Annotated in this window: 22 protein-coding genes; 11 read left to right on the plus strand and 11 right to left on the minus strand. The window is 40.1% G+C overall.

Features of this window, described 5'->3' with window-relative positions; all coding sequences use genetic code 11:
• Positions 1–121: 121 nt before the first annotated feature.
• From PISS_RS08515 to PISS_RS08535, 5 genes are all read left to right on the plus strand, one after another.
• Positions 122–424: a YciI family protein gene (locus tag PISS_RS08515; RefSeq protein ID WP_016900387.1), complete on the plus strand. Its 303-nt coding sequence runs from the start codon at positions 122–124 to the stop codon at positions 422–424.
• Positions 425–587: 163 nt separating this feature from the next.
• The gene (locus PISS_RS08520) at positions 588–848 is read left to right on the plus strand and encodes a PepSY domain-containing protein (protein ID WP_016900388.1); all 261 of its coding nucleotides are present in this window, start codon (positions 588–590) and stop codon (positions 846–848) included.
• A gap of 3 nt (positions 849–851) precedes the next feature.
• Complete coding sequence (locus PISS_RS08525; protein ID WP_008109187.1) at positions 852–1,526, plus strand: response regulator transcription factor; 675 nt, start codon at positions 852–854, stop codon at positions 1,524–1,526.
• On the plus strand, positions 1,520–2,857 hold the full coding sequence (locus PISS_RS08530; protein ID WP_028835133.1) for an ATP-binding protein: 1,338 nt from the start codon (positions 1,520–1,522) through the stop codon (positions 2,855–2,857). The genes PISS_RS08525 and PISS_RS08530 overlap by 7 nt, the downstream gene beginning before the upstream one ends.
• Positions 2,844–3,257 (plus strand): hypothetical protein, encoded by a 414-nt coding sequence (locus tag PISS_RS08535; RefSeq protein WP_013465092.1) that lies wholly within the window; start codon positions 2,844–2,846, stop codon positions 3,255–3,257. The genes PISS_RS08530 and PISS_RS08535 overlap by 14 nt, the downstream gene beginning before the upstream one ends.
• A gap of 121 nt (positions 3,258–3,378) precedes the next feature.
• Here PISS_RS08535 and PISS_RS08540 read toward each other — a convergent pair whose 3' ends face one another.
• The 4 genes from PISS_RS08540 to PISS_RS08555 all read right to left on the minus strand — a co-directional run bounded on the left by PISS_RS08540 (position 3,379) and on the right by PISS_RS08555 (position 6,470).
• Positions 3,379–3,729, minus strand: a complete 351-nt coding sequence (locus PISS_RS08540; protein ID WP_058154741.1) for a VOC family protein — start codon at positions 3,727–3,729, stop codon at positions 3,379–3,381.
• Between the two features lie 268 nt (positions 3,730–3,997).
• Complete coding sequence (locus PISS_RS08545; RefSeq protein ID WP_058154743.1) at positions 3,998–4,786, minus strand: hypothetical protein; 789 nt, start codon at positions 4,784–4,786, stop codon at positions 3,998–4,000.
• A 180-nt stretch (positions 4,787–4,966) separates the two neighbouring features.
• Complete coding sequence (locus tag PISS_RS08550; RefSeq protein ID WP_058154745.1) at positions 4,967–5,626, minus strand: hypothetical protein; 660 nt, start codon at positions 5,624–5,626, stop codon at positions 4,967–4,969.
• Positions 5,627–5,669: 43 nt separating this feature from the next.
• Entirely contained in the window at positions 5,670–6,470 is an 801-nt protein-coding gene (locus PISS_RS08555; protein WP_058154747.1) for a hypothetical protein, read from the minus strand.
• A gap of 301 nt (positions 6,471–6,771) precedes the next feature.
• On the opposite strand from PISS_RS08555, the gene PISS_RS08560 reads away from it, so the two are divergent.
• Positions 6,772–7,854 carry a flavin monoamine oxidase family protein gene (locus PISS_RS08560; protein WP_058154749.1) on the plus strand — a complete coding sequence of 361 codons (1,083 nt, stop codon included), beginning with the start codon at positions 6,772–6,774 and terminating at the stop codon, positions 7,852–7,854.
• Between the two features lie 39 nt (positions 7,855–7,893).
• Here PISS_RS08560 and PISS_RS08565 read toward each other — a convergent pair whose 3' ends face one another.
• Positions 7,894–8,937, minus strand: coding sequence for an AI-2E family transporter (locus PISS_RS08565; protein ID WP_058154751.1), 1,044 nt, complete (start codon positions 8,935–8,937; stop codon positions 7,894–7,896).
• A gap of 168 nt (positions 8,938–9,105) precedes the next feature.
• Between PISS_RS08565 and PISS_RS08570 the strand changes: the two genes are divergently transcribed.
• Both PISS_RS08570 and PISS_RS08575 read left to right on the plus strand, forming a co-directional pair.
• Positions 9,106–9,996: a TIGR01777 family oxidoreductase gene (locus PISS_RS08570; RefSeq protein ID WP_058154752.1), complete on the plus strand. Its 891-nt coding sequence runs from the start codon at positions 9,106–9,108 to the stop codon at positions 9,994–9,996.
• A 135-nt stretch (positions 9,997–10,131) separates the two neighbouring features.
• Positions 10,132–11,310: a GGDEF domain-containing protein gene (locus PISS_RS08575; RefSeq protein WP_058154754.1), complete on the plus strand. Its 1,179-nt coding sequence runs from the start codon at positions 10,132–10,134 to the stop codon at positions 11,308–11,310.
• A 63-nt stretch (positions 11,311–11,373) separates the two neighbouring features.
• Here the strand turns inward: PISS_RS08575 and PISS_RS08580 are convergent, their stop codons facing one another.
• Positions 11,374–12,042, minus strand: a complete 669-nt coding sequence (locus PISS_RS08580) for a DUF2987 domain-containing protein (protein ID WP_058154755.1) — start codon at positions 12,040–12,042, stop codon at positions 11,374–11,376.
• Complete coding sequence (locus tag PISS_RS08585) at positions 12,035–12,844, minus strand: glucosaminidase domain-containing protein (RefSeq protein WP_013465099.1); 810 nt, start codon at positions 12,842–12,844, stop codon at positions 12,035–12,037. Before PISS_RS08585 ends, PISS_RS08580 begins: the two co-directional genes overlap by 8 nt.
• A 181-nt stretch (positions 12,845–13,025) precedes the next feature.
• Here PISS_RS08585 and PISS_RS08590 point away from each other — a divergent pair, with 181 nt between their 5' ends.
• Positions 13,026–14,318 (plus strand): anti-phage deoxyguanosine triphosphatase, encoded by a 1,293-nt coding sequence (locus tag PISS_RS08590; RefSeq protein WP_058154757.1) that lies wholly within the window; start codon positions 13,026–13,028, stop codon positions 14,316–14,318.
• A 67-nt stretch (positions 14,319–14,385) separates the two neighbouring features.
• Here the strand turns inward: PISS_RS08590 and PISS_RS08595 are convergent, their stop codons facing one another.
• On the minus strand, positions 14,386–16,542 hold the full coding sequence (locus PISS_RS08595; RefSeq protein ID WP_058154758.1) for a prolyl oligopeptidase family serine peptidase: 2,157 nt from the start codon (positions 16,540–16,542) through the stop codon (positions 14,386–14,388).
• 157 nt (positions 16,543–16,699) lie between these two features.
• Between PISS_RS08595 and PISS_RS08600 the strand changes: the two genes are divergently transcribed.
• Complete coding sequence (locus tag PISS_RS08600) at positions 16,700–17,011, plus strand: Mpo1-like protein (protein ID WP_024603111.1); 312 nt, start codon at positions 16,700–16,702, stop codon at positions 17,009–17,011.
• 177 nt (positions 17,012–17,188) lie between these two features.
• Positions 17,189–19,744 carry a TonB-dependent receptor plug domain-containing protein gene (locus PISS_RS08605; RefSeq protein WP_058154759.1) on the plus strand — a complete coding sequence of 852 codons (2,556 nt, stop codon included), beginning with the start codon at positions 17,189–17,191 and terminating at the stop codon, positions 19,742–19,744.
• Positions 19,745–20,073: 329 nt separating this feature from the next.
• On the opposite strand, the gene PISS_RS08610 is transcribed toward PISS_RS08605, so the two are convergent.
• The 3 genes from PISS_RS08610 to PISS_RS08620 form a co-directional block, all read right to left on the minus strand.
• Positions 20,074–21,075 carry a branched-chain amino acid aminotransferase gene (locus PISS_RS08610; RefSeq protein ID WP_288369064.1) on the minus strand — a complete coding sequence of 334 codons (1,002 nt, stop codon included), beginning with the start codon at positions 21,073–21,075 and terminating at the stop codon, positions 20,074–20,076.
• Between the two features lie 225 nt (positions 21,076–21,300).
• Positions 21,301–22,353: a fatty acid desaturase family protein gene (locus PISS_RS08615; protein WP_058154761.1), complete on the minus strand. Its 1,053-nt coding sequence runs from the start codon at positions 22,351–22,353 to the stop codon at positions 21,301–21,303.
• Positions 22,350–23,393 (minus strand): flavin reductase family protein, encoded by a 1,044-nt coding sequence (locus PISS_RS08620; protein ID WP_058154763.1) that lies wholly within the window; start codon positions 23,391–23,393, stop codon positions 22,350–22,352. The genes PISS_RS08615 and PISS_RS08620 overlap by 4 nt, the downstream gene beginning before the upstream one ends.
• Between the last annotated feature and the right edge of the window lie 329 nt (positions 23,394–23,722).

The raw sequence follows: 23,722 nt of genomic DNA on the forward strand, positions 1-23,722 counted from the left end.
AATTACCGCGTAAAAAAACATTCTTGCTGTAAACATCGCCATAAACACTTTTAATTCACCATTTATCAACGCTATGCTAGTATGCAGTTAATTAAATTTAACAAGTTTTGAGAGTATTTTTATGTTGTATATGATTTATTCAACGGACGTCCAGAACAGCTTAGAGCACAGAAAAGCCGCTCGCCCTGCTCATTTAGCACGTTTACAAACGCTAGAAAACGAAGGTCGACTATTAACAGCCGGCCCCCTTCCAGCGGTTGATAGTGAAGACCCTCAAGATGCTGGCTTTACTGGCTCTTTAGTGATTGCTGAATTTAACTCTTTAGAAGATGCCAGAGAATGGGCCGCAGATGATCCTTATGTTGCGGGTGGCGTATATGAAAACTCAATCGTTAAACCATTCAAAAAAGTGTTCCCTGCTTAACATTAACGTGAGTTCCCCTGTTTAACTGCAACCAGTAATTCAGGGTTTGTTCACTCATTTTTAATTAGACTTTGTCTTATAAAAATTTAAATACCCAATAGAGTAATTAAATTTTAGTGGCTTAGTTTTTTAGGCTAAGCAGGTATGTTCTAGGAGTTTCGTAATGCGTGTATTATTAACACTCAATTTAATTGCTGTTTTTTGTTTGGCTAATGTTGCCCATGCAAATAATACTAACAGCACACCCGATAAAATTGAGATAAGCAAAAAGAAAGCAGTAATACTTGCAAAACAAACCACAGACGGTACAACATTAAAAATTTCAGAAGAAACACAATTTTATACAGTACGAATTTTAAAAGCTGACGGCCACGTCGTCGATTTGAAGATAAACAAAAAAACTGGCGAAGTGAAAAAGGATTAACCAATGCGAATTTTAGTAATAGAAGATGATTTACATTTGGCAGATAATCTGCGCAATGCATTAGAAAAAGAGCGTTACAGTGTTGATTTATGTCACGATGGCGAAGCGGGCCTTTTTCATATAACAGAATACCCTTTAGACATGGCAGTGGTTGATTTAGGCCTGCCTAAAATAGATGGCATAGAGCTTATAAACAAAGCCCGCGCCCAAGGGATCACTATCCCTATTTTAATTTTAACGGCGCGCGATCGCTGGCAAGACAAAGTTGAAGGCCTCGATGCGGGCGCTGACGACTACCTAACTAAGCCATTTCATGTTGAAGAACTCATTGCTCGCTGTAATGCGCTTATTCGTCGAAGTGCAGGTAAAGCAAACCCAGAAATGACAGCCGGCCCTATTAAAATTCATACGCGTTCACAACAAGTGTGGGTAAACGACAAAGAGCTAAGCTTAACCGCATACGAATATAAAGTACTTGAATACTTAATGGTTAACCCGCAAAAAGTAATTTCAAAGTCTGAGTTAACAGAACATATTTATGACCAAGATTTCGATCTTGATTCAAACGTCATTGAAGTGTTTGTATTGCGTTTACGTAAAAAGCTCGACCCTGACGGTGTGCTTAACCCAGTAGAAACACTACGTGGGCGTGGTTACAGGCTTAAAAGCCAGTGGTAGCACCGCAAATTTCGTTAAAAATAAGGCAAGGATTTATCCTTGTCTTTGTTTTATTAGTCGCCTTACCTATTTTGTTTTACTCCATAGGTAAGGCGTATTACGCGTCACTTGTTGATGCCACCGAAAAAAACCTCGAAGCGCACCTGTATTCACTCATCTCCGAGGTTGATTTTACAGAGCGCGGTATTATTATGCCCAGCTCTATCTTAACGCCCGAACTCAATAACCTAAACTCAGACACCTACGCCATGATTTACCGTGACGATGTGCCTATTTGGCATTCTGAGTCGGCGGTTAACGTTAACTTTGTTCCCCAATATATAGAGCCCAAAGCCGGTGCTGCAGACTTTAGACGTGTGGTTTATAACAACACCGCCTATTGGCAGTTAAGCTTAACGGTCATTCTTAATAATATTGACCAATCAGAACAAGCACGATTTATTTTATTAAAACGCAACGATGCCCTACTGCGTTTAATGGACGGGTTTAAACAAACCTTAGTCGATTGGATGTTTATAATGGGCATTGCCATTGCAGGGTTAATGGCTATTGGTTTTATTTGGAGTGCAAGGCCGCTGCAGCGCCTAGATAAAGAAATAAAAGCTATTGAATCAGGCGATATTCAAGAAATTAAAGGCTTATACCCCGTTGAACTACAAACAATAAAAGCTGACCTCAACCTATTGTTAGAGTCGCAGCAACGCCAAAAAGAGCGCTACCGCGCCTCACTCAGCGATTTAGCACATGCACTTAAAACGCCCCTAGCTGTATTAAAATCAAGCCCACTGGCCAATGATGCCGACGCACAAGAACAACTCGACAGAATTAATGTGATGATCGAGCACCAATTAAAACGTGCTGCTACTGGGGCTTCCGATACATGGAAAAAGCAAACCCCCATCAAACCGGTTATCGACTCTATTTTAAGTGCGATGGGTAAGGTTTATCGCGATAAAGACATCATATTTAATTGCAAAGTGAGTGATAAAGATTACTTTTTAGGCGATAAAACCGATTTAATGGAGTTATTAGGTAACTTAATAGATAATGCCTGCAAAGCCTGTCGCTCCCAAGTAAGTATTGACGTTTCACAAGCTAAAACGCTCAGCATTAGTATTTGTGATGACGGCCCGGGTATTCAACCAGATAAACGCGAGTCATTGCTTCAACGCGGTACGCGCCTTGATACTTACGAGAGTGGCCACGGTGTTGGTATGGCGATTGTATCTGACTTGGTAAAGTCGTATCACGGGTTGTTAACTATTTCTCAGTCGCAACGTTTGGGCGGCGCAAAATTTATTCTCGAGTTTAATTACCATGAAAAAAAGTAAGTATATCCTTTGTTTTACTCTAGCTCTGTTATTTGCTTGGGCTGTTCCAAGCGTTGCAGCGCCGCTTGAATGCACACTTGAAAAGAACGCCCTACCCGAACAAATCAAAGCATATACACAATGTTTAGATGCCAAATTAAATAGAGTACAGCAAGAACAAGATAGCTGGATCCAAAAGCGTACCTTTGAACTATCTGCATTAGAAAGCGAAACCGGCAACACCCAAATTTTGTCATTATTTAAGCTAAGCATTAACGCTAAAGACAACTACATTCAAAGAAGTTGCCAATGGCGCTACATGCTAAAACAACCTAATGCACAACAAGCCGTTGTTACCTACAAAGAATGTGAAATAGCCATGACCGAGCAGTTTATTCAGCAGCTTAAAACGGCTCTTTAATTAGCTCATAGGTAAGCGATGTGTGCTGTGGCTTGGTAATTTAGAGTTCAGTTTATTAGTGTTTTAAAAAGTGCAGCCTCAAAGGCTGCATTTTTGTTAGTTTTTATACTTTGTTATGTGATTACTCTGACCATACCGCAAATTCATTTCCATTAGGATCGCTAAAGTGAAATCGTCTACCACCGGGAAATGAAAATGTAGGCTTAATTATTTTGCCTCCAGCTTTTTCAATTTTATTTTGAGTCGCTTCAAGGTCACTACTGTAAAACACAATTAACGGGCTTCCTTTTTTAGTAGAAACAACTAAATCAGACTTAAAGAAACCACCATCAACCCCTTGCGCGGTAAAACTACAATATTCTGGGCCATAATCTACAAATGACCAGCCAAACACCGTACTGAAGAAAGCCTTTGTAGCTGCAATATTTTGTGCAGGAATTTCAATATAGTTAATTTTATTATTTTGAGTCATTGTAGTTTTTACCCTTATTATCACTTATCTTATTTGTGGCTTGTGCTAGCAATAAATAAAGATAGCAGTAATGCTCGACTGTACTTAAACCAGAACAAATCTCAGTGTTATTAGGTATCATATTTTTGATAGGGTTTTAAATATATTTTGGGTAAATGCAGTCCTAAGACTTCATTTTATTTTTTCATTCCAGCTATATTATTATAATAATCGCGTCATCATTTAAATTACGACAACAAAACAGAGATTCATATCAAATCTGTAATATTTACCAATGCCCATTGTGGCAGCCTTTTTGATTACAATACAAAAAATTGCCTGTTGTTTTTTCATCAACTAATGTCCAATTAGCTGTAATTTTGACGTCGTTTTTGACATATGTTATCTCTGCAGAGCAATTTGGGTACTCAGTAAATGTTATACTAGATATATCAGTGCCGCCTAGGCTTCGCCCTTGATAATATTCAGTTCCATCATCACTTCTAGACCAAGATACCTCAGCTTTAGAACCATCCTCGTTAAACAATGTCATATTACCATTCCAGTAATTTGGAAGTTCAGATGAGACAATCAGCTTTATTCTTTTAGCACCAGTTTCAGCATTGGTTACGTATTGTGTCATTGTATATTGGGTATCACTTTTCCATTCAGTTTCCATACTAATAAGCCGCCCTCCATGAATATTCCTTTCATAATTACACTTATTATTAATTGCATATTCCTCATTGCACAACGCTAATTGTAAAACAGGAAAAACCGTTTGCATTGAAGCAGCAATAATGCCGATGGACGTAAACGAATATGGCATAATTTCTTTAACAGGAACGCTCTTCATCTTTTGTCTAAACCCTTCATCATAAGCAGTAAATGAATTCAGACCGACAAAAATGTCTACTCTTTCTTCTCCTCTTTGTAGTCGGCTTTTTTTATCTTTTTCACTCTCAACACTAACACAAGATTTGCTAATATTCTGATTCTGTAGTGATGTTGCATAGCTATTAAATGTAACTAAGATCATGCTAAAGCCTAGCGCTGTTTTAAACTGTTTCATTGTCATTTAATTAATTCCTTTTAAATATTTAATTTTCGTTACGTACTGCACTCTAATTTAATGATGTTATTTAATTCACTGGCAAGGGCAAGCCATAATAATGTACAAAAAATTATAGGTTAAAATGGAACGAAAACAGTCAACTATATTTTGCTTTTTTAACAGCTTGATATACGCTTTTACGCACTACTCAACCTGTGCTTTTTCCCACCATGGTTTGGAAAAATCGACTTTATCCTCTGGAATAACCATTGGGTGTTTTCTCAAATAATACGCCCAGAAAGCTTTTTCATATTTTGGGTTATAAATTTTAAAATTCCCTTGGGCTTGATACTCTTCTAAAAGTTTACGGTAGGCTCCTACAGGTTCATGAGGGTTTCCCTGTTGGAAAATAACTGTGCCTCCATACGTTTCATAAAGATACTTACTAATTTTGTAAGTTTTAACGACGTCTCTATTTGCCCTAAATGAAGCTTCTTTCATCTCAGAAGTTAATGTCTCAGCTGATGGCTTTGAGCTAAAACGATACATGGCTTCAGTAAAACTTCCGACCTCATCAGCTGTTGGTTCTAAATTATGTTCATCAGATAACTTTTGGATAATTCGTTTCCAAATTATTGACGTTAATTTATCTGCTCGCATTTTATCAAGCACATTATCTTCTGATAAACCAGGATAAGAGCGCTTATATCCTTTTAAAAACCTCAAATCTATTTCTAGATCAGTAACATGTATTGTATTCCCTAATATCTGGGCTACTTTTGCTGAGCTATCCTCTTGAGCAAACGCATTCAAAGAAAACGTTAATAAAAAAGAACACACAATAACCATAAACTTATTTTTCATAATCTACTTCCTTGTTTGATAACCGAATGTCGCAAAAATAATTTCAGCTGTCTGCCTTATTTTTTTTGTTAGAGCTGTCCTCAGTTGTACCGGAAAATCCATTCATCGCTTCGAGAATCAATTTCTTCATCGCTTCGGGGCGACCGGAAAATATTTGATAGCCGCCAATAAGTAGAGAAAGTATAACTGCGAGTATCGAGATCCAAAATGACATTTTCGAGTCCCCAAGATACTCCTCAATCAACAGGTTTTTTTGATGCATCTCATCAGCTATGTTGTTTATGTCATTGCTAATACTAGGGTAGCCATCGCCACTTTTGATTCGTATATTTTCAAAGTAATATTTCTGGTTATTAAGAAGCTTATCAAATGGATTAACCTGCTCGTATTCAGAAATCACTCGTTCTAAAAGTGGTAGGGTTTCGCCCTCATCAATTCTAAATGAATTTACTCGAAGATCGGCCAAGACCGATGATAGAGGAATACTGGTGTCATAATAACTTGATTTAGATTTGAAAATCAGCTTTACAGAACTTAATAGAGGCTGCGAAGAAAAAGCCTGGCGAATGGCCCTTAGATCACCGCCGTTCTTAACAATTGTAGTCAAATCAAGCTGCACTTGCTTCTTGTCAATATACTTTTTATCGTCAAGAACCATTAGTGATAGAGCCATCATTAATGAGGTGAGTGGGAGAAATAAAAAAAGCAGTATCAAACGTCGACGACGGTTTTCACGCTCCATTCTCTGCAATACTGCCCGCTGATAATGAAGCTGGCGATTACGTTGCCGAACAAAAAATTCAATTTCATCATTGCTGTGGGACTCTGAGAATTCATCTTTCATGTATCTCGCCTTCCTAGATTAGATCTAGCATTTTACTAATGAGGCATTCACACATACCTATATCAGCGCTACGCTCATTTTTTTCTTTATATAGTTTTAACAAATTAGCTAACACATTGCTATCATTAAGTTTTATTATTTTAAGCAGTGCTAATTTGAACAATAGGCTCGCGTCGCTCATTTTCCTAAATATGAGTGCACACTAAAGCTTACTCACTTAGCCCATAAAACGTTTTGACAAATCTGCAAAAAAACCACAAACTACCTACCAGTAGATTGATTTAGCTAAAGTGATTTTAAAATGCATAAACCTGTGGTTATTATTGGTGGTGGCTTAGCGGGCTTATATGCCGCTTACAGCCTAAAAAAACGAAATATTCCGTTTTTATTATTAGAGGCCAAAGCCAATTTGGGCGGTCGTATTTCGTCTCACTTTTTGGCAGCCAACAACACCATTGGCCACGATTTAGGCCCTACCTGGATATTTCCGCACCAGCCTAATATTCAACAGTTAGTTGCTGCTTTAAACATCCCTGTGTTTGAGCAATACACCCAAGGCGATGTGTTGTATCAAGCATCGCATACTGCCCCTGCTCAGCAAATTGCAGGCGCAGGTGAAATGCAGCTATTTAGAATTCAAAACGGTATGAACGAGCTTATTAATGCGCTTTATCAGCAGCTTGACCCAAACACCCTTAAATTAGAACACGCTGTTAGCGAAGTAAAAAAGCTCTCCGATGGCTGGCATATTAGCGCTAATTACCAAGGGAGTACGCAGTACTTTACTTGCGATCAGTTACTGTTGGCGTTACCCCCTAGAATGATCAGCCAGCATTTAACCCCGCATTTATGGGCTGATAATGTTTTAGCCCAGCGTTTAGCGTCGGTGCCGACGTGGATGGCAGGCCAAGCAAAGTTTGTTGCCACTTTTGAGCACGCTTTTTGGCGAGATAAAAACTTATCGGGGCAATGTTTTAGCCGTGTTGGCCCGTTAGTAGAAATTCATGATGCCTCAGCAAGTGATCATGCTCACCCTGCTCTATTTGGCTTTATTGGTGTGCCTTACTTGCAGCGAAGTCAAGTAACTCGCGAGCAATTAACCCAAGCTTGCCTTGATCAGCTTGGCTATTTTTATGGTGAGCAGGCTTATACTGCCACTCATTGCACATTAAAAGATTGGGCTGAGGATGAATTTGTGGCCAACAAGGATGACCAACTAGGTGTATCGCAGCATCCTGAATTTAATTTTTCAGAGCTTGGCGAGCAGCTTAAACAGTTAAAAGTGCATTTTGTGGGCAGTGAGTTTGCAAAGCAGGAGGCAGGCTATTTAGAGGGGGCTATAAACGCCGTAGATAGCGCCTTAGCTAATTTAATAAATACTTAATAATGTTAAAGGCATGCTTAGGCACGCCTTAGTAAAGCATTAGTTTTCTGATTTAATGACGGTTTCTTCACCTGTACCAAGCATGGTTGCTAACCAACGCCCCTCATCACTGGCTTCTAGCGCTATTTTTACAATCATGGTTAACGGCACCGATAACAACATACCCACAGAGCCTAATAGCCAGCCCCAAAATATTAACGATAAAAACACCACTAACGTAGAAAGCCCTAACCCTTTACCCATGTATTTAGGCTCAACAATATTACCCATTACGGTGTTTATAGTTAAATAACCCGCGCCAACAAGCCCTGCCACTAAGGGGCCTTGAGTAATAAGCGCCAGTAACAGTGCTGGCACAGCCGCTATGATTGAACCAATGTTAGGAATGTAATTAAGCATAAATGCCAATACGCCCCAAAGTACAAAGTAATCAACATCGAGTATCCACAAGTAAAAACCAGCAATTACACCGGTAGCTAAACTTACTAGGGTTTTAATGGCCAAATAAGAGTTAATAGAGTCTAAAAAGCGGTCAATTTGCTTAATTTTGCTGTCGGGGTCGTCTAGTGCTAAATGAATTTTTTTGCCAAGTATCGGCCCTTCAAACAGCATAAAAACAACCGTTAAAATAATTAAAAACATATTGGCCATTACGCTACCTAAACCGGTTAGCATATTGGTGGCAACATCAACCATTTTACCGGGGTCGAACATAGACAAAATTTGTTCTTTATTAATTAAAATATTGTATTGCGACGCCATATCAACCAGCCATACAAATTCTTCTTTTAACTGTGCTTTGTATTCAGGTAACTGCTTTGAAAAGTCATTAACCGACTGCCCCACTAAACCGCCTAAGCTAACACCTAAGCCCATAATAATAAGCACCACAAGCACCACCGCTATGCCTTTTGGAATACGGTAGCGAGCAAAAAAATTAATGAGTGGGCTACAAATAATGGCGATGAATGCTGCCAAAATAAACGGAATAACAATAGCACTTGCGGCTTTAATGCCCGCCAATACAATGACCAACGCTGCAAAAATAATTAAGCTTTTATTTACCCCAGTTAAACTTGCCAATACTCTTATCCTATTGCTGTTATTTGGCTTCAGTGTAAGGCAAAACCCAATAGAATGAAATATTTATGGGTGATCATAATAATGATTAGTACGTATAAATTTGCAAATCGTTGAGCTGGGGAGTATAAATTTTAAACATCCCGCTTTATTTATAATTTTGGAGTTGCAATGCATATATTTTTTACAGGCGCCACGGGCTTAATTGGTAGGCACCTTTGCCCTTTCTTGTTGCACCACCACGACATTACGGTACTAAGTAGAAACCCAACCAAAGCTAAAGTTTTGTTAGGCCACAGAGTAAATGCTGTTAGCAGCTTAGACGATGTAGATTTTAATACGGTCGATATTGTCATTAATTTAGCCGGCGAACCTATCGTTAATAAACGCTGGAGTGATAAACAAAAAGCAAAAATACGCGATAGCCGAATTATTATTACCCAAGCCATAAGTGATGCAATTAGTCAATGTCATACACCGCCACATACGTTTATTTCAGGCAGTGCAATAGGCTATTATGGTCGCCAAGGTAAAACCCAAGTTGATGAAAACAACACAGAACCACACGATGAATTTAGTCACCAACTTTGTAAGGATTGGGAACTCGCTGCATTAAAAGCTGAGTCTGACGATACCCGTGTTTGCTTACTTCGCACAGGTATTGTACTGGCTAAAAAAGGCGGCGCACTTGGAAAAATGTTGCCTGCATTTAAGCTTTGTCTAGGCGGGCCAATTGGCAATGGCGAGCAAGGTATGTCGTGGATCCACATTGATGACATGGTGCAGCTCATTTTATTTTTGATTCGTAATCAAGATATCTCTGGTGCTGTAAATGCCACTGCCCCGCATCCGGTGAGCAATAAACAATTTAGCCAATCATTGGGCAAAGCATTGTCACGCCCTGCCTTTATGCCCATGCCTGCAGCTGTGCTCAATGTTTTAATGGGAGAAATGTCAGATCTACTCACAACCGGCCAATTTGTGGTGCCTAAAAAAGCATTAGAAAATAATTACCGTTTTCACTTTTCTGAAATCGATGCCGCATTAAAAAGTTTAGTTTAACGACTGACCTTAAAGGGTTAAGTTAGTAGCAAGGGAGTATAAAGTTAATACTTTTTACTCCCTTGCTATTTTAGTGTTACTACCTAATAATGAGTTAAGCGTTATTTCTTATTCAGCTAAAAGAGCAACTAAAACATGCTTCATTTACCCACATTAATTAGCCTCTGTTTTATTCTTAACTTGTTTATTGCAGTGTTCTTTTTTTCAGTGTATTCATATAAAAAACAACCTAGCTTTTTATTTTTTGCTACTGCCTGCTGCTCGTTTATAACCGCTATTGCCCTGATTGGTTTGAGAGGAGTGATTGACTATCCACTTTTAACTTACTTTTTTGCTTACCTATTTATTATTTTAACCCCACTCCTGCTTATTTTAGGGTTAATACCACAAAGTACGGTGCTTGCAGTAAAGCTAACGCCTTTATATTATGCCTGTGCTATATGTTGCACATTGCTACTTGCTGTGTATCTCATTGATGCGGGGCAAATTATTACCAGTATTATTACTGCCGTACTATTTAGCTACGCGGCCTATTTAATGATTAAAACCCCCAGTGTTGCTAAAGTACAGCAACGACTACTAATTGCCTGCTTTTCACTACACAGTGTAGTAATGCTGTTGCAAGTTGTACTCCTTGTTTTACCCTACTTTAGCCAAATTAGTCAGGTGAACTTAGCCGCGGGATTACAACTATTATTGGTCTCGCATTTATTTTTAACCACAGCCAGTGCATTAATTCTGCCGTTTATTGCTTTTGCCAATGAAGAATCAAAACTAATAAACTTAGCTAATCACGATCCGCTTACACAATTATTAAACAGGCGAGGCTTTTTCCGCCTGTGTAAAAAAATAACCCACACTGCACCACTTAACAGCAGAGTGTCGTTAATTATGCTCGATATCGATCTTTTTAAACAAGTGAACGACCAATATGGTCATGAAACTGGCGACGAAGCAATAAAATGGATTGCACAACATATTAACGAATTGTTTTTTGAAGCAGGCATTACCGCTCGAATTGGCGGAGAAGAGTTTGCTATTTTCCTTAACCAAAAAAATCTTACTCAAGCAAGGCAGTTAGCCCAAAAGCTATGCAGAAGTATTGATCAATATCCCTTTTATTTTAACGGTAATAGTATTGCATTGTCTGTTAGTGCTGGAGTAAGTAGCGCACTTATTCGCGATTTAAATATGCAAGAGCTGCTATTGCAAGCTGATAAACGCCTTTACCTTGCTAAAGAAACGGGCCGAAATAAAGTTGTTACTCATGATGAAAAAAGCGCGCTCATGAATAGCCACTCTGCCATTATTTAATTTAGCAATAAAAAAAGCGGGGTCAAACCTGACCCCGCTTTATAATCAAACCAATTAATTTTATTACTTACTGATCCAAGGCGTTACTTTAACTACCTCGTTTATATCAGCCAATACTTTGGTGTCGTTTTGCCAGCTGTCTGTTACTTCAAAATAACATACTGATTCTTCGCATGTTATGCGCTCATCATCAAATTGTTTAGGCGCATTAAAAGTAACAACCACCCCTTTTTGCTCAGGCAGTAAAAACCACATTAGTTTGCTAACAAAAAAGCCCGACAAGTCTGTTAAAAGCGCTTCAAGCTCATTATTAATGGTTAATAATGATTGCTTTGAAAAGGTTAGCCCTTCTAGCTCGTTGGCCTCTATTTGAAGCTTTAACTGACAATCATGAACCGGGTTTTTAGGCTGAACCACAATCACCGCTTTGTCAGTATCAAGCTGCTTATCATACGGTAATAACAGTTGCGCTTTGTCAGTGTAATTAAGCGGGTACTCATTTTTTTCAGTTAAAATAGTCCCGCTTTTGATACTACATACTTCGTTAGTACCAATATCGCTAATATAAAAGTTTACGCGGGCGTACTGAAAATCGCCTTTGTTTACTACTTTTAAACGGTCGTAAAAACCGTCATACGACATAACAAACTCTTTAGCATAGGTGTTATTTGCCGCTATTGCTAAAAAGCAGGTCGCTATAGTCGTAACTAATTTTAATACTGGTTTATTCATCAAAGTACGCTCGGTTTTGATTGATCATCGTATTTAGCTCTTCAATATACGCTTCACCACGCTCTGAGTAGGACATCAGCCCAAGGGTTAGCTTAGTCGCCTTAATTGGCTTTTGCTGTGCGCGTAAATCTTCACGTATACTGCGTAATTGTTTATAGGCATTATGCGTATTAATATTTCTAAAATATGACGTTACAGCAGCGCGAACCGATTTAAATGCAGCCACTTCATGCTCGGCTTCATTATTACGTCTTCTTGGCACCATGCCACAGCCTTTTTTGTAGCACCATTGGCCAAAAAAGTTTAAGCCTATTCGGGCAAAGCGTGAGGTACCCCATGCCGACTCATTAGCAGCTTGCATTAGGGCAAGTTCTTTAGGAATAATATCTACACGGCGCAGCGCTTGAGTTAGTGTAAGCGTGTCTAAGGTTTCAGGTAAGCGGTATAATTTAAGTATTTTTTTAATATCGCTCGCTTGTTTTTTACTTAACGGCTCGTCGTGTTCTAGCATCATGCGCGCAATTTCAATGTTTGCACGTTGCTGTAAAATCTTTTTGTTTTCGGCTTCTACATGGGGCTTAATGAAGTTAAAAAACGCATGCTTTTTCTCTTTTACATCGGTGTATTCTGAGAATTTTGGCAACTTAACATTGTGCAATGGTTTTTCTTTCTTCTTTTCTTTTTTAATGTCGTCAGCACGTGTTTGTTCATCTGAAACAAACTCATCAGTTTGTATAAATGGATGAGTAAGTGCCCAAATAACAAGGGCGGCTAACAACAACTGAAAAATAGTTTTTAACATGTATTATCTCAATTAAACTCTAAGTTATGTATGGTGTAGTCACATACATACGAACACTCATTATACCTAAGCCACTTTATAAACGCGAATACCGAACAACTGAATAAAATTCATACGCCTATTGTGAGTTATTTATAATATACTAAGCGTTAAAGTCGTAGATATAGAGATAGGTTGTAACATGGATAAACAGTGGCAAAATAGAATAATTGAACAATATAAGCACCGCCCAAACGATAACCGCTCTCCTTGGCAAATAGACCGCTCTCGAATTATTCATGCTGCAGCATTTAGACGCCTTCAAGCCAAAACTCAAATAATGGGTATTGGTTTAAATGACTTTTATCGCACACGTCTTACCCATTCTTTAGAAGTATCGCAAATAGGCACGGGCATATTACGTCACTTAAAAGCCCTGCACCCTCGTTTTGAACATTTTCCATCAACCGGATTACTCGAAACCTTATGTTTAGCGCACGACATCGGCCATCCGCCCTTTGGGCACGGCGGAGAAATTGCGCTTAACTACATGATGCGTGATCATGGCGGGTTTGAAGGTAACGCACAAACACTACGAATAGTTGCCAAACTAGAGCCTTACAGTAATGGCTATGGCATGAACTTAACAAGGCGCACATTATTAGGGTTTATAAAGTACCCTGGTTTTATCGACCAGCTGTGGTACAACATTCCCAAAGTAGATAAACAACGCGCGTTTATAAAAGCCGACGACTGGCGACCTGCTAAAGGCATTTACAATGACGATGCACCTATATTTAATTGGATCATTGAGCCACTGAGTCAAAACGATAAAGCATTATTAACCAGCCAAAATATTGTAGATTCATACCGAGCTAAAACACGCTATAAATCTCTCGATAGTGCCATTATGGAACTGGCTGATGACATTGCCTATGCCGTACACGATCTTGAAGATGCCATAGCCACCGATGTGTTAAGCCTAGACGATTGGTTAACCCATGCATTGCCGCACTTACAAGCACTCAACTATGATTGGTTAAATACGCTACTTAAATCACTTACAGAGCGATTATTTTCAAAGCACGAACATGAACGCAAAGATGCCATTGGTGAATTAGTAAATACCTTTATTATTCATATTCATTTAGACATACAAAACGATGCCTTTGAATGCCCTATTTTAAAGCACACCGCTAAATTAGATCAGCAATACGAAAACGTATTACAAATACTTAAACATTTTGTATTTCAACGCTTGATACGCGACCCACAAATGCAACAAATAGAATTTAAAGGGCAGAACCTGCTTATTGAACTGTTTACCGCATTTGCCAGCGATCCAATGCGGTTATTACCCGAAACCACGCAAGCACTTTACCTAGAAGCCGAAAAACACCATCAAGGCATGCGAATTATTTGTGACTACTTAAGCGGTATGAGTGACGAATACGCTTATAAAACTTATCAACGGTTGTTCTCTCCCATACAATAAAGTAGTGAGCATAAAAAAAGCCGAGTCACTTAAGTAACTCGGCTTTTCGTTAGCTTATAAAGTCACATTAAAGTGATTTAATGCCCATGTTGTAAAGCGTAAAACCGTACATGTCGGCATAAAGGTCAATAATTTTACTGGTTGGCGTACCCGCACCGTGGCCTGCATTGGTTTCAATACGAATAAGCGTTGGGTTAGTACCCGCTTGCTTCGCTTGAAGCTCTGCTGCAAATTTAAATGAATGCGACGGTACAACGCGGTCATCATGATCGCCTGTAGTGATCATAGTCGCCGGATATTCAACCCCTGCTTTTACATTATGAATTGGCGAGTAGCCTTTTAAGTAATCAAACATTTCTTTACTTTGGTCGCTAGTACCGTAATCGTATGCCCAGCCAGCACCCGCTGTAAAAGTATGATAACGAAGCATATCGAGTACGCCTACCGCAGGTAACGCCACTTGAAATAAGTCAGGTCGCTGGGTCATTACGGCACCGACTAATAACCCGCCGTTTGAACCACCTCGCAGTGCTAGGCGCTTTTTAGAGGTGTATTTTTTATCTTGTAAGTATTGTGCAGCAGCAATAAAGTCGTCAAATACGTTTTGCTTTTGCAATTGCGTACCTGCTTTATGCCACTCTTTACCATACTCACCACCACCACGAATGTTTGCCACTGCGTATACGCCGCCTTGCTCAAGCCAAGCTGCTGTTGTTGAACTAAAGCGAGGTGTTAAGCTTATATTAAAGCCACCATAGCCATATAAAATAGTTGGGTTGCTACCGTCTAATTTAATATCACTTTTGTAAGTAATAATCATCGGTACTTTAGTGCCATCTTTAGAGGTATAAAATACTTGCTCAGAGGTGTAGTTGTCGCTATTAAAATCAATCCCTGACTTACGATATACTTTAGACTCACCACTTTGTACGTCAAAACTGTAAGTCGTGCCAGGGGTTTTATAGTTAGTAAATGAGTAATAAAGCGTAGTTTGCTCTTTTTTACCGCCAAAACCACCCGCCGTACCAACCCCTGGTAAACTAATATCACGGATCAATTCGCCCTGCTTGTTGTACTGCTTCACTTTAGAAATAGCATCAACCATGTAGTTGGCAAAAAATGTATTACCGCCAAGCGTTACATTGAGTACGTTTTCGGTTTCTGGAATAAAGTCTTGCCAGTTTTCAGGTTGCGGGTTGCTTGCATCAACCGTCACTACTTTTTTATTCGGAGCATTTAAGTTAGTAACCAAAAATAGCTTGCTACCTTCGTTATCAATCACACTGGTATCAGAGTCGGTATTACCCACTACGGTAACAAACTCGCTATCTGGCTTAGTTAAATCTTTAATAAATAACTTATTGCCTGAGGTCGATACGCTAGCACTAATAAACAAATAACGGCCATCTTTGGTCGCTTTAGCGCCTACATAACGGTGTTTTTGCTCAGCGGTATCGCCAAATACTAGCGTATCCTCGCTTTGGGCTTGGCCTAATTTATGGTAGTACACTTTATGTTGATCAGTTTTTGCAGAAAGCTCACTGCCTTCTGGTTTGTCGTAGCTTGAATAATAAAAACCATCATTTGCCAACCAACTCACGCCACTAAATTTAACATCAACCAGTGCTTGCTCTACTTGCTCTTTGGTTTCGGTGTCTATAACAATGATTTTACGCCAATCACTGCCACCTTCCGATATTTGGTATGCTAACAATGAGCCATCTTCTGAAAATGATAAGCCCGACATTGAAGTGGTACCATCTTCACTAAAGGTATTAGGATCTAAGAAAATCTCAGCCTCGCCCCCGTCTTTACTGCGGTATAAAACGTACTGATTTTGCAGGCCATCATTTTTGTAAAAATAGGTGTAATAACCTTCGGTGAACGGCGCGCTGATTTTTTCGTAGTTCATTAACTTTTCAAGGCGCTGCTTTAACGTATCTCTGTACGGTATTTGCTGTAAATATGAAAAGGTTAGGTTATTTTGTGTTTTAACCCATTGAGCCGTTTCATCACTCATATCATCTTCTAACCAACGATACGGATCAGCCACATTTTCACCAAAGTAAGTGTCAACCACTGTGCCTTTTTTAGTTTCAGGGTAATCTAGAGAGTTAACTGCTTTCATTGCTGTTTTTACTTCATTTTGAGAGGTGTTTTCTGCAGGTTGTGAACAACCCGCAAGTACGATTACAACCGCACAGGTCAGTGTTTTTTTTAGCATTGTTATTTTATTCCCTTGTTGATAATCACTCTAAGTTATTAACTTTTACTGCTTTTGTCTATTAAGATGCGGTAAACGTCATTTATCGCTGTTAACCTGCGCTTAGTTACGCTTAAATACATTAATGAACAACGTTTAAACACCAATAGGCTAAGTAATGACAGAAACCCAATCCTTTACAAGCTTTAAACGCTTTTACCCTTATTACTTAAAAGAGCATCGTAATCAAACCTGCCGTAGATTGCATTTTATAGGCAGTAGCTTAGTACTGTTACTGGCAGGCTATGCGTTTTTTAGCTCACAACTTATGTTGTTATGGTTATTACCAGTGATTGGTTATGGCTTTGCGTGGGTTGGGCATTTCTTTTTTGAAAAAAACCGCCCTGCTACATTTAAGCACCCGTTATATAGTTTATGGGGCGATTGGGTAATGTTTAAAGATATGCTCACAGGTAAAATTAAATGGTAAATGGCGACTTACGCTACAGGCTACTCAAATACTCCACCTGCCGCTGTAAATAAATTGTAGATTGAATGTAATTCAATTGACCTTGGTTGTAAAAATGGTCTACCTTGACAACAGAAATTTCAATTAGTTCATTAATAATTGAATTACCTGTAGAGCATTGAATGAGGGAAACTAATCATGCAACTAAAACAGCTATTTACAGCAAAAAAAACCATTACACTCAGTGTTGCCGCTGCACTACTTGGCTCGTGGTCGGTAAATGCCGCACAGCAAGAAACACAAGCAGAAGAAAATATTGAACAAATTAGTGTAATTGGCTCTCGCCGACTCGGCCGCACAGTTGAAGACAGCCCAGTTCCGATTGATATCATTAGCGGTGATGCCCTAAAAAGTTCAGGGCAAACTGAAACCAATGCACTACTGAGCACTTTATTACCAAGCTTTAATTTCCCTCAGCCATCAATCACCGATGGCAGCGACCATGTGCGCCCAGCTCAACTGCGTGGCTTAGCACCTGATCACACCTTAGTGTTGGTTAATGGTAAACGTCGCCATAGTAATGCACTGCTTAATTTAAATGGTTCAACCGGTCGTGGATCATCATCGGTTGATTTAAACGCTATTCCAGCCAATGCCATTGAGCGAATAGAAGTATTACGCGATGGTGCCGCTGCGCAATATGGCTCAGACGCCATTGCCGGTGTGATTAATATTGTCCTTAAAAGTAATAGTAGTGGCGGCAGCCTAGGTGCTGTATATGGAGCAAACATCACCGAAATGCAGGGTGTGCCTCAACTAGAATCCGTTTCTGAAGACGCCAATGGCAACTTAGCCTTTAATGAAGGCAGCGACCGCTCGCTTACCGACGGCCAAACGTTAACCTTACAAGGTAATATGGGTTTTGAATTAGGTGATAACGGCTTTTTAAGTATTTCTACTGAATATCGCGACCGTAGCTCAACGAATCGCTCTGATTATGACCAGCGCGAAAATTACGCCCGCCTACCTGATGGCTCTCTTGATCCGCGTGAGTTCACATGGGATCGTTACAATCATAACTTTGGCAATGGCACCGTTGAAGACTTCGCGCTGTTTTATAATGCCGGTTATCAATTAACTAACGATGCAGAGCTCTACTCGTTTGGCTCTTACAGCAAGCGTGAAGGCGAAGGCGGAGGTTTTTATCGTCGCGCACAAGACAGCCGTAACGTAACAGAAATTTATCCTGATGGCTTTTTACCGGTGATCACCTCAGATATTGACGATTTTTCGTTAGCACTTGGCGTAAAAGGTTTTGCTAATGAATGGAATTACGACGCTTCTGCTGTATACGGCCAAGATGCCTTTAACTTTGGTGTTATTGATAGCTTAAACACCTCATATGGACCTAGCAGTCAAACCAGTTTTGATGCCGGTACACTTACCTACGATCAGCTGACTATTAATCTTGATTTTAGCCGCGAGATTGATGCAGACTTTTTAGCTAGCGGAATCAACGTCGCAGTGGGCGCTGAGTATCGTCGTGAAGGCTACGAAATTCAGGCAGGCGAAGAAGCCTCATACGCACAAGGCACTTTTGGCCCTGGTGGCGCAGTAACCGACCCAGTTAATGGCCCATTTGGCTCTGCAGGTTCGCAAGTATTCCCGGGGTTCACACCTGAGTCTGCGGGTGATAACAGCCGCCATAATGTTAGCCTTTACGTTGATTTAGAAGCCTTTATTACAGATAACTGGAATGTTGCCGTCGCAGCGCGTTACGAAGACTACTCTGACTTTGGTGATACGCTTAATGGTAAAATTGCTACCCGTTATACGCTAACAGAAGATTTAGCATTACGCGGCTCTGTATCAACCGGCTTTAGAGCGCCCTCTCTGCAACAGCAATATTTTACTTCAGTGGCCACCGTGTTTGTTGATGGTATTCCAACACAAACAGGGACGTTTGCCCCAAGCAGTGATGTAGCCGTTGCATTGGGATCACCGGGCTTAGATGCAGAAGAAGCCACCAACTACGGGGTAGGTTTTACCTGGTCAACCGACTTTAATTTCAGCTTATCTGTGGATTATTACCAAATATTAATTGATGACCGTATTGTGTTATCAAATAACCTGTCGGGCGCAGGTGTAGCAAGCTTACTTGAGGGCACTGGAGCTAACCAAGGGCGGTTTTTCTTAAACGCGATTGATAGCAAAACCCGTGGTGTTGATGTGGTTGCCTCTTACAACCTAATAACCGATAACTACGGTGATGTAGCGTTTAATTTAGGCTATAACTACGGCAAAAACGAAGTGACTAATATTATTGCCCCACCCGCTGAGCTACAAAGCGTAGGTGTTGAACAAGATAATTTGTTCTCGGGTAATGAACTGCGCCGTTTTGAAGTAAGCACCCCGCGTAATAAATACAACCTAAGCGCTACATGGACACTAAACGAATGGCGTACCACACTTCGCAGCACTCGCTATGGTGAAACACAAGACCCATCAGAAATTCCAGAGCGTAACGAAGTGCTCAAGCCAAAGTGGATCACCGACTTAGATGTTGCCTATGCACTTAATAACAACATTACTCTGAGCTTAGGCGCGAATAATGTGTTTGATGTATACCCAGATCCAACGCGTGATTTAGTGAGCGATGTAACTACCTTCTCACGTTTGTTCTCGTATTCGGGCTTTTCGCCATTTGGTTTTAATGGCCGTTATGTTTATGGCAAAGTTGAAATGAAATTTTAAGCTGCAGCTTATAACAAAAAGCCACACTGTTTAGTGTGGCTTTTTTAATAGATTAGGGTCTGTTGATCTTTCAAGGTTAAATTTGCAGCAGTCTGTTTGGTATTTAGGCAAGGCAGAGCCTATGTGGTGTGGTTATTCCCCATAAATAGGCGATAACGCAGCATCAATGCCAAACAGGCGCTGCCCGAAGGGTTCTGCCTAGGGACGATTTACTCTTTGTTGCTCGGTTTTTACTTAGCCCACTAGGTTACAAACCTCGCGCCGCGATTAAACCGCCCCTAGTTTGAACAAATTTTAATCCGCAAAGGTCAACAGACCCTAGAACCCGATTAGATTTTAGTTAACCAACCGTGTGTATCTTCACTTTTACCCCATTGAATATCGTTCAATGCTTGGCGTAAACGTGCTGTTGTTGGCCCTGGTTCACCATTACCCACTTTGTATTCTTTATCGTTATGGATAAACGTACCTACTGGTGTTAATACTGCTGCAGTGCCTGAAAGTGCTGCCTCTGTACCTGGTTTTGCTGCACGCTCTAAAAGCTCAGTTACGGTAAAGTTACGCTCGCTTACCGTCATTCCTAAATCTTTCGCAATGGTTAAAATACTATTACGAGTAACACCATGTAAAAAGGTGCTGTCGAGTGCTTTAGTAATGATTTCGTTGCCATCAATTAATATAAAGTTGGCCGCGCCGGTTTCTTGCACATCGCCACCTGGGCAAAATAAAATTTGGTCGGCTTTATATTTAGTGCGCGCTGCTGATATTGGGCCAAGCGCGCTAGCATAGTTACCACCGCTTTTAATCATACCCATATGCGGGGCACAGCGCATGCCGTCTTCTTCTAATAAAACACGTAACGCGGTAGCACCACCTGAAAAGTAGTCACCCACTGGCGATAATAACGTATAAAGCAATGAGCTCATTGAAGGTGCAGCCGCTTTGCCAATGGCAGCTTCAGTACCAATGTGGGTTGGGCGAATATACATAGAACCAGGAGGAAGCGGCGTTTCATCGGCGTATTCACGAACAATATCGATGATCATTGTTTTTAGCATCTCGCCATCAACCGCTGGTAAACTTAATAATTCAGAACTTTGCTGCATACGCGCAATATTTGCATCCATTCTAAAAATATTTACCGAACCATCTTCATGGCGAAAGGCTTTTAAACCTTCAAAACATGTACTTGAATAATGAAGAACGTGTGCACCTGCATGCAACTCAAGCTTATCGCAAGGAACAATTGAGCTTTCGCCCCACTGATTGTCAGAAAACTTAGCTTGAATCATCTGCGGCATAAACACAGTACCAAATGCGGCCATTTTTATTCTCTCTTGTGTGGTCTATTTTTCTCCATTGTATGACAACCCGCTACTATTTAACCATAGCAAAACAGGCTGTTTTTAAATTAATTAGACGAATTTTTTGCATGTACTGATGATTATTTAATCAAAAAAGCACTTGCTAACTCTTTAATGCAATAATCAGCTAACAATTTAAGGTTAGCTGATTATTTAATGCATACATTATAGTAGCGGCTATTTTATTAACCTCTATTTAAATGAATAACGAAATATACGTTTTAACACCGAGGTATATTGGTGAAAAAAACCGCCGGTGTTGTATGCAATGCCCTGCTTTTGTAAAGCAGCTTGCACTTGTGGTGCTATTTCTTGGTAGCGTGACGATGGCAAGTCTGGAAATAAATGGTGTTCAATTTGAAAACTTAAATGCCCCGTTAAAATATGAAACCAACGCGCCCCTTTAATGTTTGACGACCCAAGTGCTTGGCGATAATACCACTGACCTTGGCTTTCGTTTTCACAGTCTTGCTCGTAAAAGGTATGCGTTTGCTCGGTAAAATGGCCACAAAAAATAATGGTTGATGTCCATAAATTACGAATTAAGTTTGCTAATAAGTTACCGCTTAGCACCCATAAAAACAGAGGCCCCGCTAAAAGTGGAAACAGCACATAGTCTTTAATTAATTGGCGCGCCCCTTTACTAAAAAAGCGTTTTTTTAACGTGCTATGCGCTACAGCCCCTTCGCGGTTTGGCTTCTTTTTACCTATAAACACACGCTCACCCGCCAGCTCGTGGTACGACACGCCCCACTGAAACAGCACGCTTAAATTTAAATAGGTAATAAACTGCCAAGTATTTTTTAAACGCCATTTAAAGTCATTACTTAATCTTAATAAGCCATAACCAAAATCGCGGTCTTTGCCAATAATATTAGTGTAAGTATGATGCTCAAAATTGTGTACTCGGTTCCAACTTTGGCCGTCGCAGGCTATATCCCACTCGTATGTTTTTGAATTAAGCTGCTTGTCGTTCATCCAATCGTACTGGCCATGCATCACATTATGGCCAATTTCCATGTTATCGAGGATTTTAGCCAAAGCCAGTAATAACACACCCGCCACCCAAAGTAAGGGCTGAATAAAACCAAGCATTAATAAAATGCGCCCACCTATTTCGCACAGTCGCTGCTTGCGCACAATAGAGCGAATATAATTAGCATCCTTTTGCCCTACTTTGGCAAGCGTCAACATTTTTATGCCATCTAAATCTTCGGCTAATTGTTCATAATTTATGGTTGTCATAACTGTAACTCCAAATCACTGACCGCTTGGCTAACACACAGTTGAATTAACTGCTCGCCGTTATCTGATAACTCACCGGTTTTTAAATTGCGCACCACGCCCGTTTTTTTAATGCACTGGCATTGATGACAAATACCAATCCCACACCCTCGCTGCACAGGTAGTTTTTTTGCCTCAAACTGAGTTAATAACACCTCATTCGCTGCTACGTCGTGGTGATCATTATTAATTTTTACAGTAAATTGACTGTCATCATTTAAGCTTGGCAATGCAAGGCCAAAGGCTTCTTGGTAATAGGTTAAATGATGCTGGTTTGCAAAATGTGCAATTTTTTGCATAAACGCTGCTGGCCCACAGCAGTAAATATCAGGATTGTCACCGATGTTTATATGCGTAGTTAATTGCGGGCTCTTATCGCGAGTGAGTAACAAGTAAGAAAAATGCACATAACGCTCTGCTAATGCGGCAAGTTCTTCAACGCATTGGTGCTCATTAGCTTTTGCAAAATACAGTAATTTAATGGTGTGTTGAGTATTTGCTAATTGCTGGCTAAGCATTGCTAACATAGGTGTAATACCCGAGCCACCAGCAACAAAGGTGCTGGCTTTATGCCAGCTTTTAAATACAAAGTCGCCACTTGGCGCAGAAATATTACACCACGACTGCGCTTTTAATGCGCTTTGCAACTGAGCTGTAAAACGTCCTTGCTCATTGGTTTTAATTAAAACTCGCAGCAATCCGGTTGCTTTGTATTGCGCGGGGCTGCAAGCAAGCGTAAATACACGGGTAAGCAAACGCCCGTTGAGCTCAAGCGTTAAACTAATATGCTGGCCCGCAATGTGGGCGCGCCACTGTTTATTGGGTTTAAGCGTTACACTTAAAAACTGACCACTCAACGCGTGTACATCAATAATTTGCGCACGAAAAAAGCCGGCTCGCCATGCGGGTTTAACGACCTGTATTAAAGGCTCTATGTAAGCGGCAAAGCTTTGATGGTGTAAAAACCATTTTGAAAATTGGTCTAATACCGAAGTTAGCATGGTTATTAATTCTCTACTTAAATCGACTACCCATCACTTTGTGTTAAGCGAATTCACGCAAACACATGTGCTGGGCTTTAAATATTTGAGCCTACACGCGTAAGCTCAACTTTCAGCGCACAAGTGTACGCTCGAATTTTTAAATTTCAACCCTAATAGAGTAATTATTCAATTTTTTTAAAGCGGTCTTTAATTCCTATACCCGTAAAGTTAGTTAAACACCTGAGGGACATAAACAAGCTCATTAAGCTAAAAACCAACATTAAAGCGGTTAAATAGCGTGCAATTTCATTCATCCCAAATACTTAACACTGTGATTAATAGCGTGC

Source organism: Pseudoalteromonas issachenkonii, from assembly GCF_002310795.1.
GTDB classification, from domain to species: Bacteria; Pseudomonadota; Gammaproteobacteria; order Enterobacterales; family Alteromonadaceae; genus Pseudoalteromonas; species Pseudoalteromonas tetraodonis.

Bases quoted from the DNA above. Each gene is read 5' to 3' on its own strand.
- PISS_RS08620 (WP_058154763.1), bottom strand. From the start codon at position 23,393: ATGCTAACTTCGGTATTAGACCAATTTTCAAAATGGTTTTTACACCAT.
- PISS_RS08600 (WP_024603111.1), top strand. From the start codon at position 16,700: ATGACAGAAACCCAATCCTTTACAAGCTTTAAACGCTTTTACCCTTAT.
- PISS_RS08515 (WP_016900387.1), top strand. From the start codon at position 122: ATGTTGTATATGATTTATTCAACGGACGTCCAGAACAGCTTAGAGCAC.
- PISS_RS08545 (WP_058154743.1), bottom strand. From the start codon at position 4,786: ATGACAATGAAACAGTTTAAAACAGCGCTAGGCTTTAGCATGATCTTA.
- PISS_RS08535 (WP_013465092.1), top strand. From the start codon at position 2,844: ATGAAAAAAAGTAAGTATATCCTTTGTTTTACTCTAGCTCTGTTATTT.
- PISS_RS08525 (WP_008109187.1), top strand. From the start codon at position 852: ATGCGAATTTTAGTAATAGAAGATGATTTACATTTGGCAGATAATCTG.
- PISS_RS08570 (WP_058154752.1), top strand. From the start codon at position 9,106: ATGCATATATTTTTTACAGGCGCCACGGGCTTAATTGGTAGGCACCTT.
- PISS_RS08575 (WP_058154754.1), top strand. From the start codon at position 10,132: ATGCTTCATTTACCCACATTAATTAGCCTCTGTTTTATTCTTAACTTG.
- PISS_RS08550 (WP_058154745.1), bottom strand. From the start codon at position 5,626: ATGAAAAATAAGTTTATGGTTATTGTGTGTTCTTTTTTATTAACGTTT.
- PISS_RS08540 (WP_058154741.1), bottom strand. From the start codon at position 3,729: ATGACTCAAAATAATAAAATTAACTATATTGAAATTCCTGCACAAAAT.
- PISS_RS08615 (WP_058154761.1), bottom strand. From the start codon at position 22,353: ATGACAACCATAAATTATGAACAATTAGCCGAAGATTTAGATGGCATA.
- PISS_RS08555 (WP_058154747.1), bottom strand. From the start codon at position 6,470: ATGAAAGATGAATTCTCAGAGTCCCACAGCAATGATGAAATTGAATTT.
- PISS_RS08595 (WP_058154758.1), bottom strand. From the start codon at position 16,542: ATGCTAAAAAAAACACTGACCTGTGCGGTTGTAATCGTACTTGCGGGT.
- PISS_RS08520 (WP_016900388.1), top strand. From the start codon at position 588: ATGCGTGTATTATTAACACTCAATTTAATTGCTGTTTTTTGTTTGGCT.
- PISS_RS08590 (WP_058154757.1), top strand. From the start codon at position 13,026: ATGGATAAACAGTGGCAAAATAGAATAATTGAACAATATAAGCACCGC.
- PISS_RS08560 (WP_058154749.1), top strand. From the start codon at position 6,772: ATGCATAAACCTGTGGTTATTATTGGTGGTGGCTTAGCGGGCTTATAT.
- PISS_RS08605 (WP_058154759.1), top strand. From the start codon at position 17,189: ATGCAACTAAAACAGCTATTTACAGCAAAAAAAACCATTACACTCAGT.
- PISS_RS08585 (WP_013465099.1), bottom strand. From the start codon at position 12,844: ATGTTAAAAACTATTTTTCAGTTGTTGTTAGCCGCCCTTGTTATTTGG.
- PISS_RS08580 (WP_058154755.1), bottom strand. From the start codon at position 12,042: ATGAATAAACCAGTATTAAAATTAGTTACGACTATAGCGACCTGCTTT.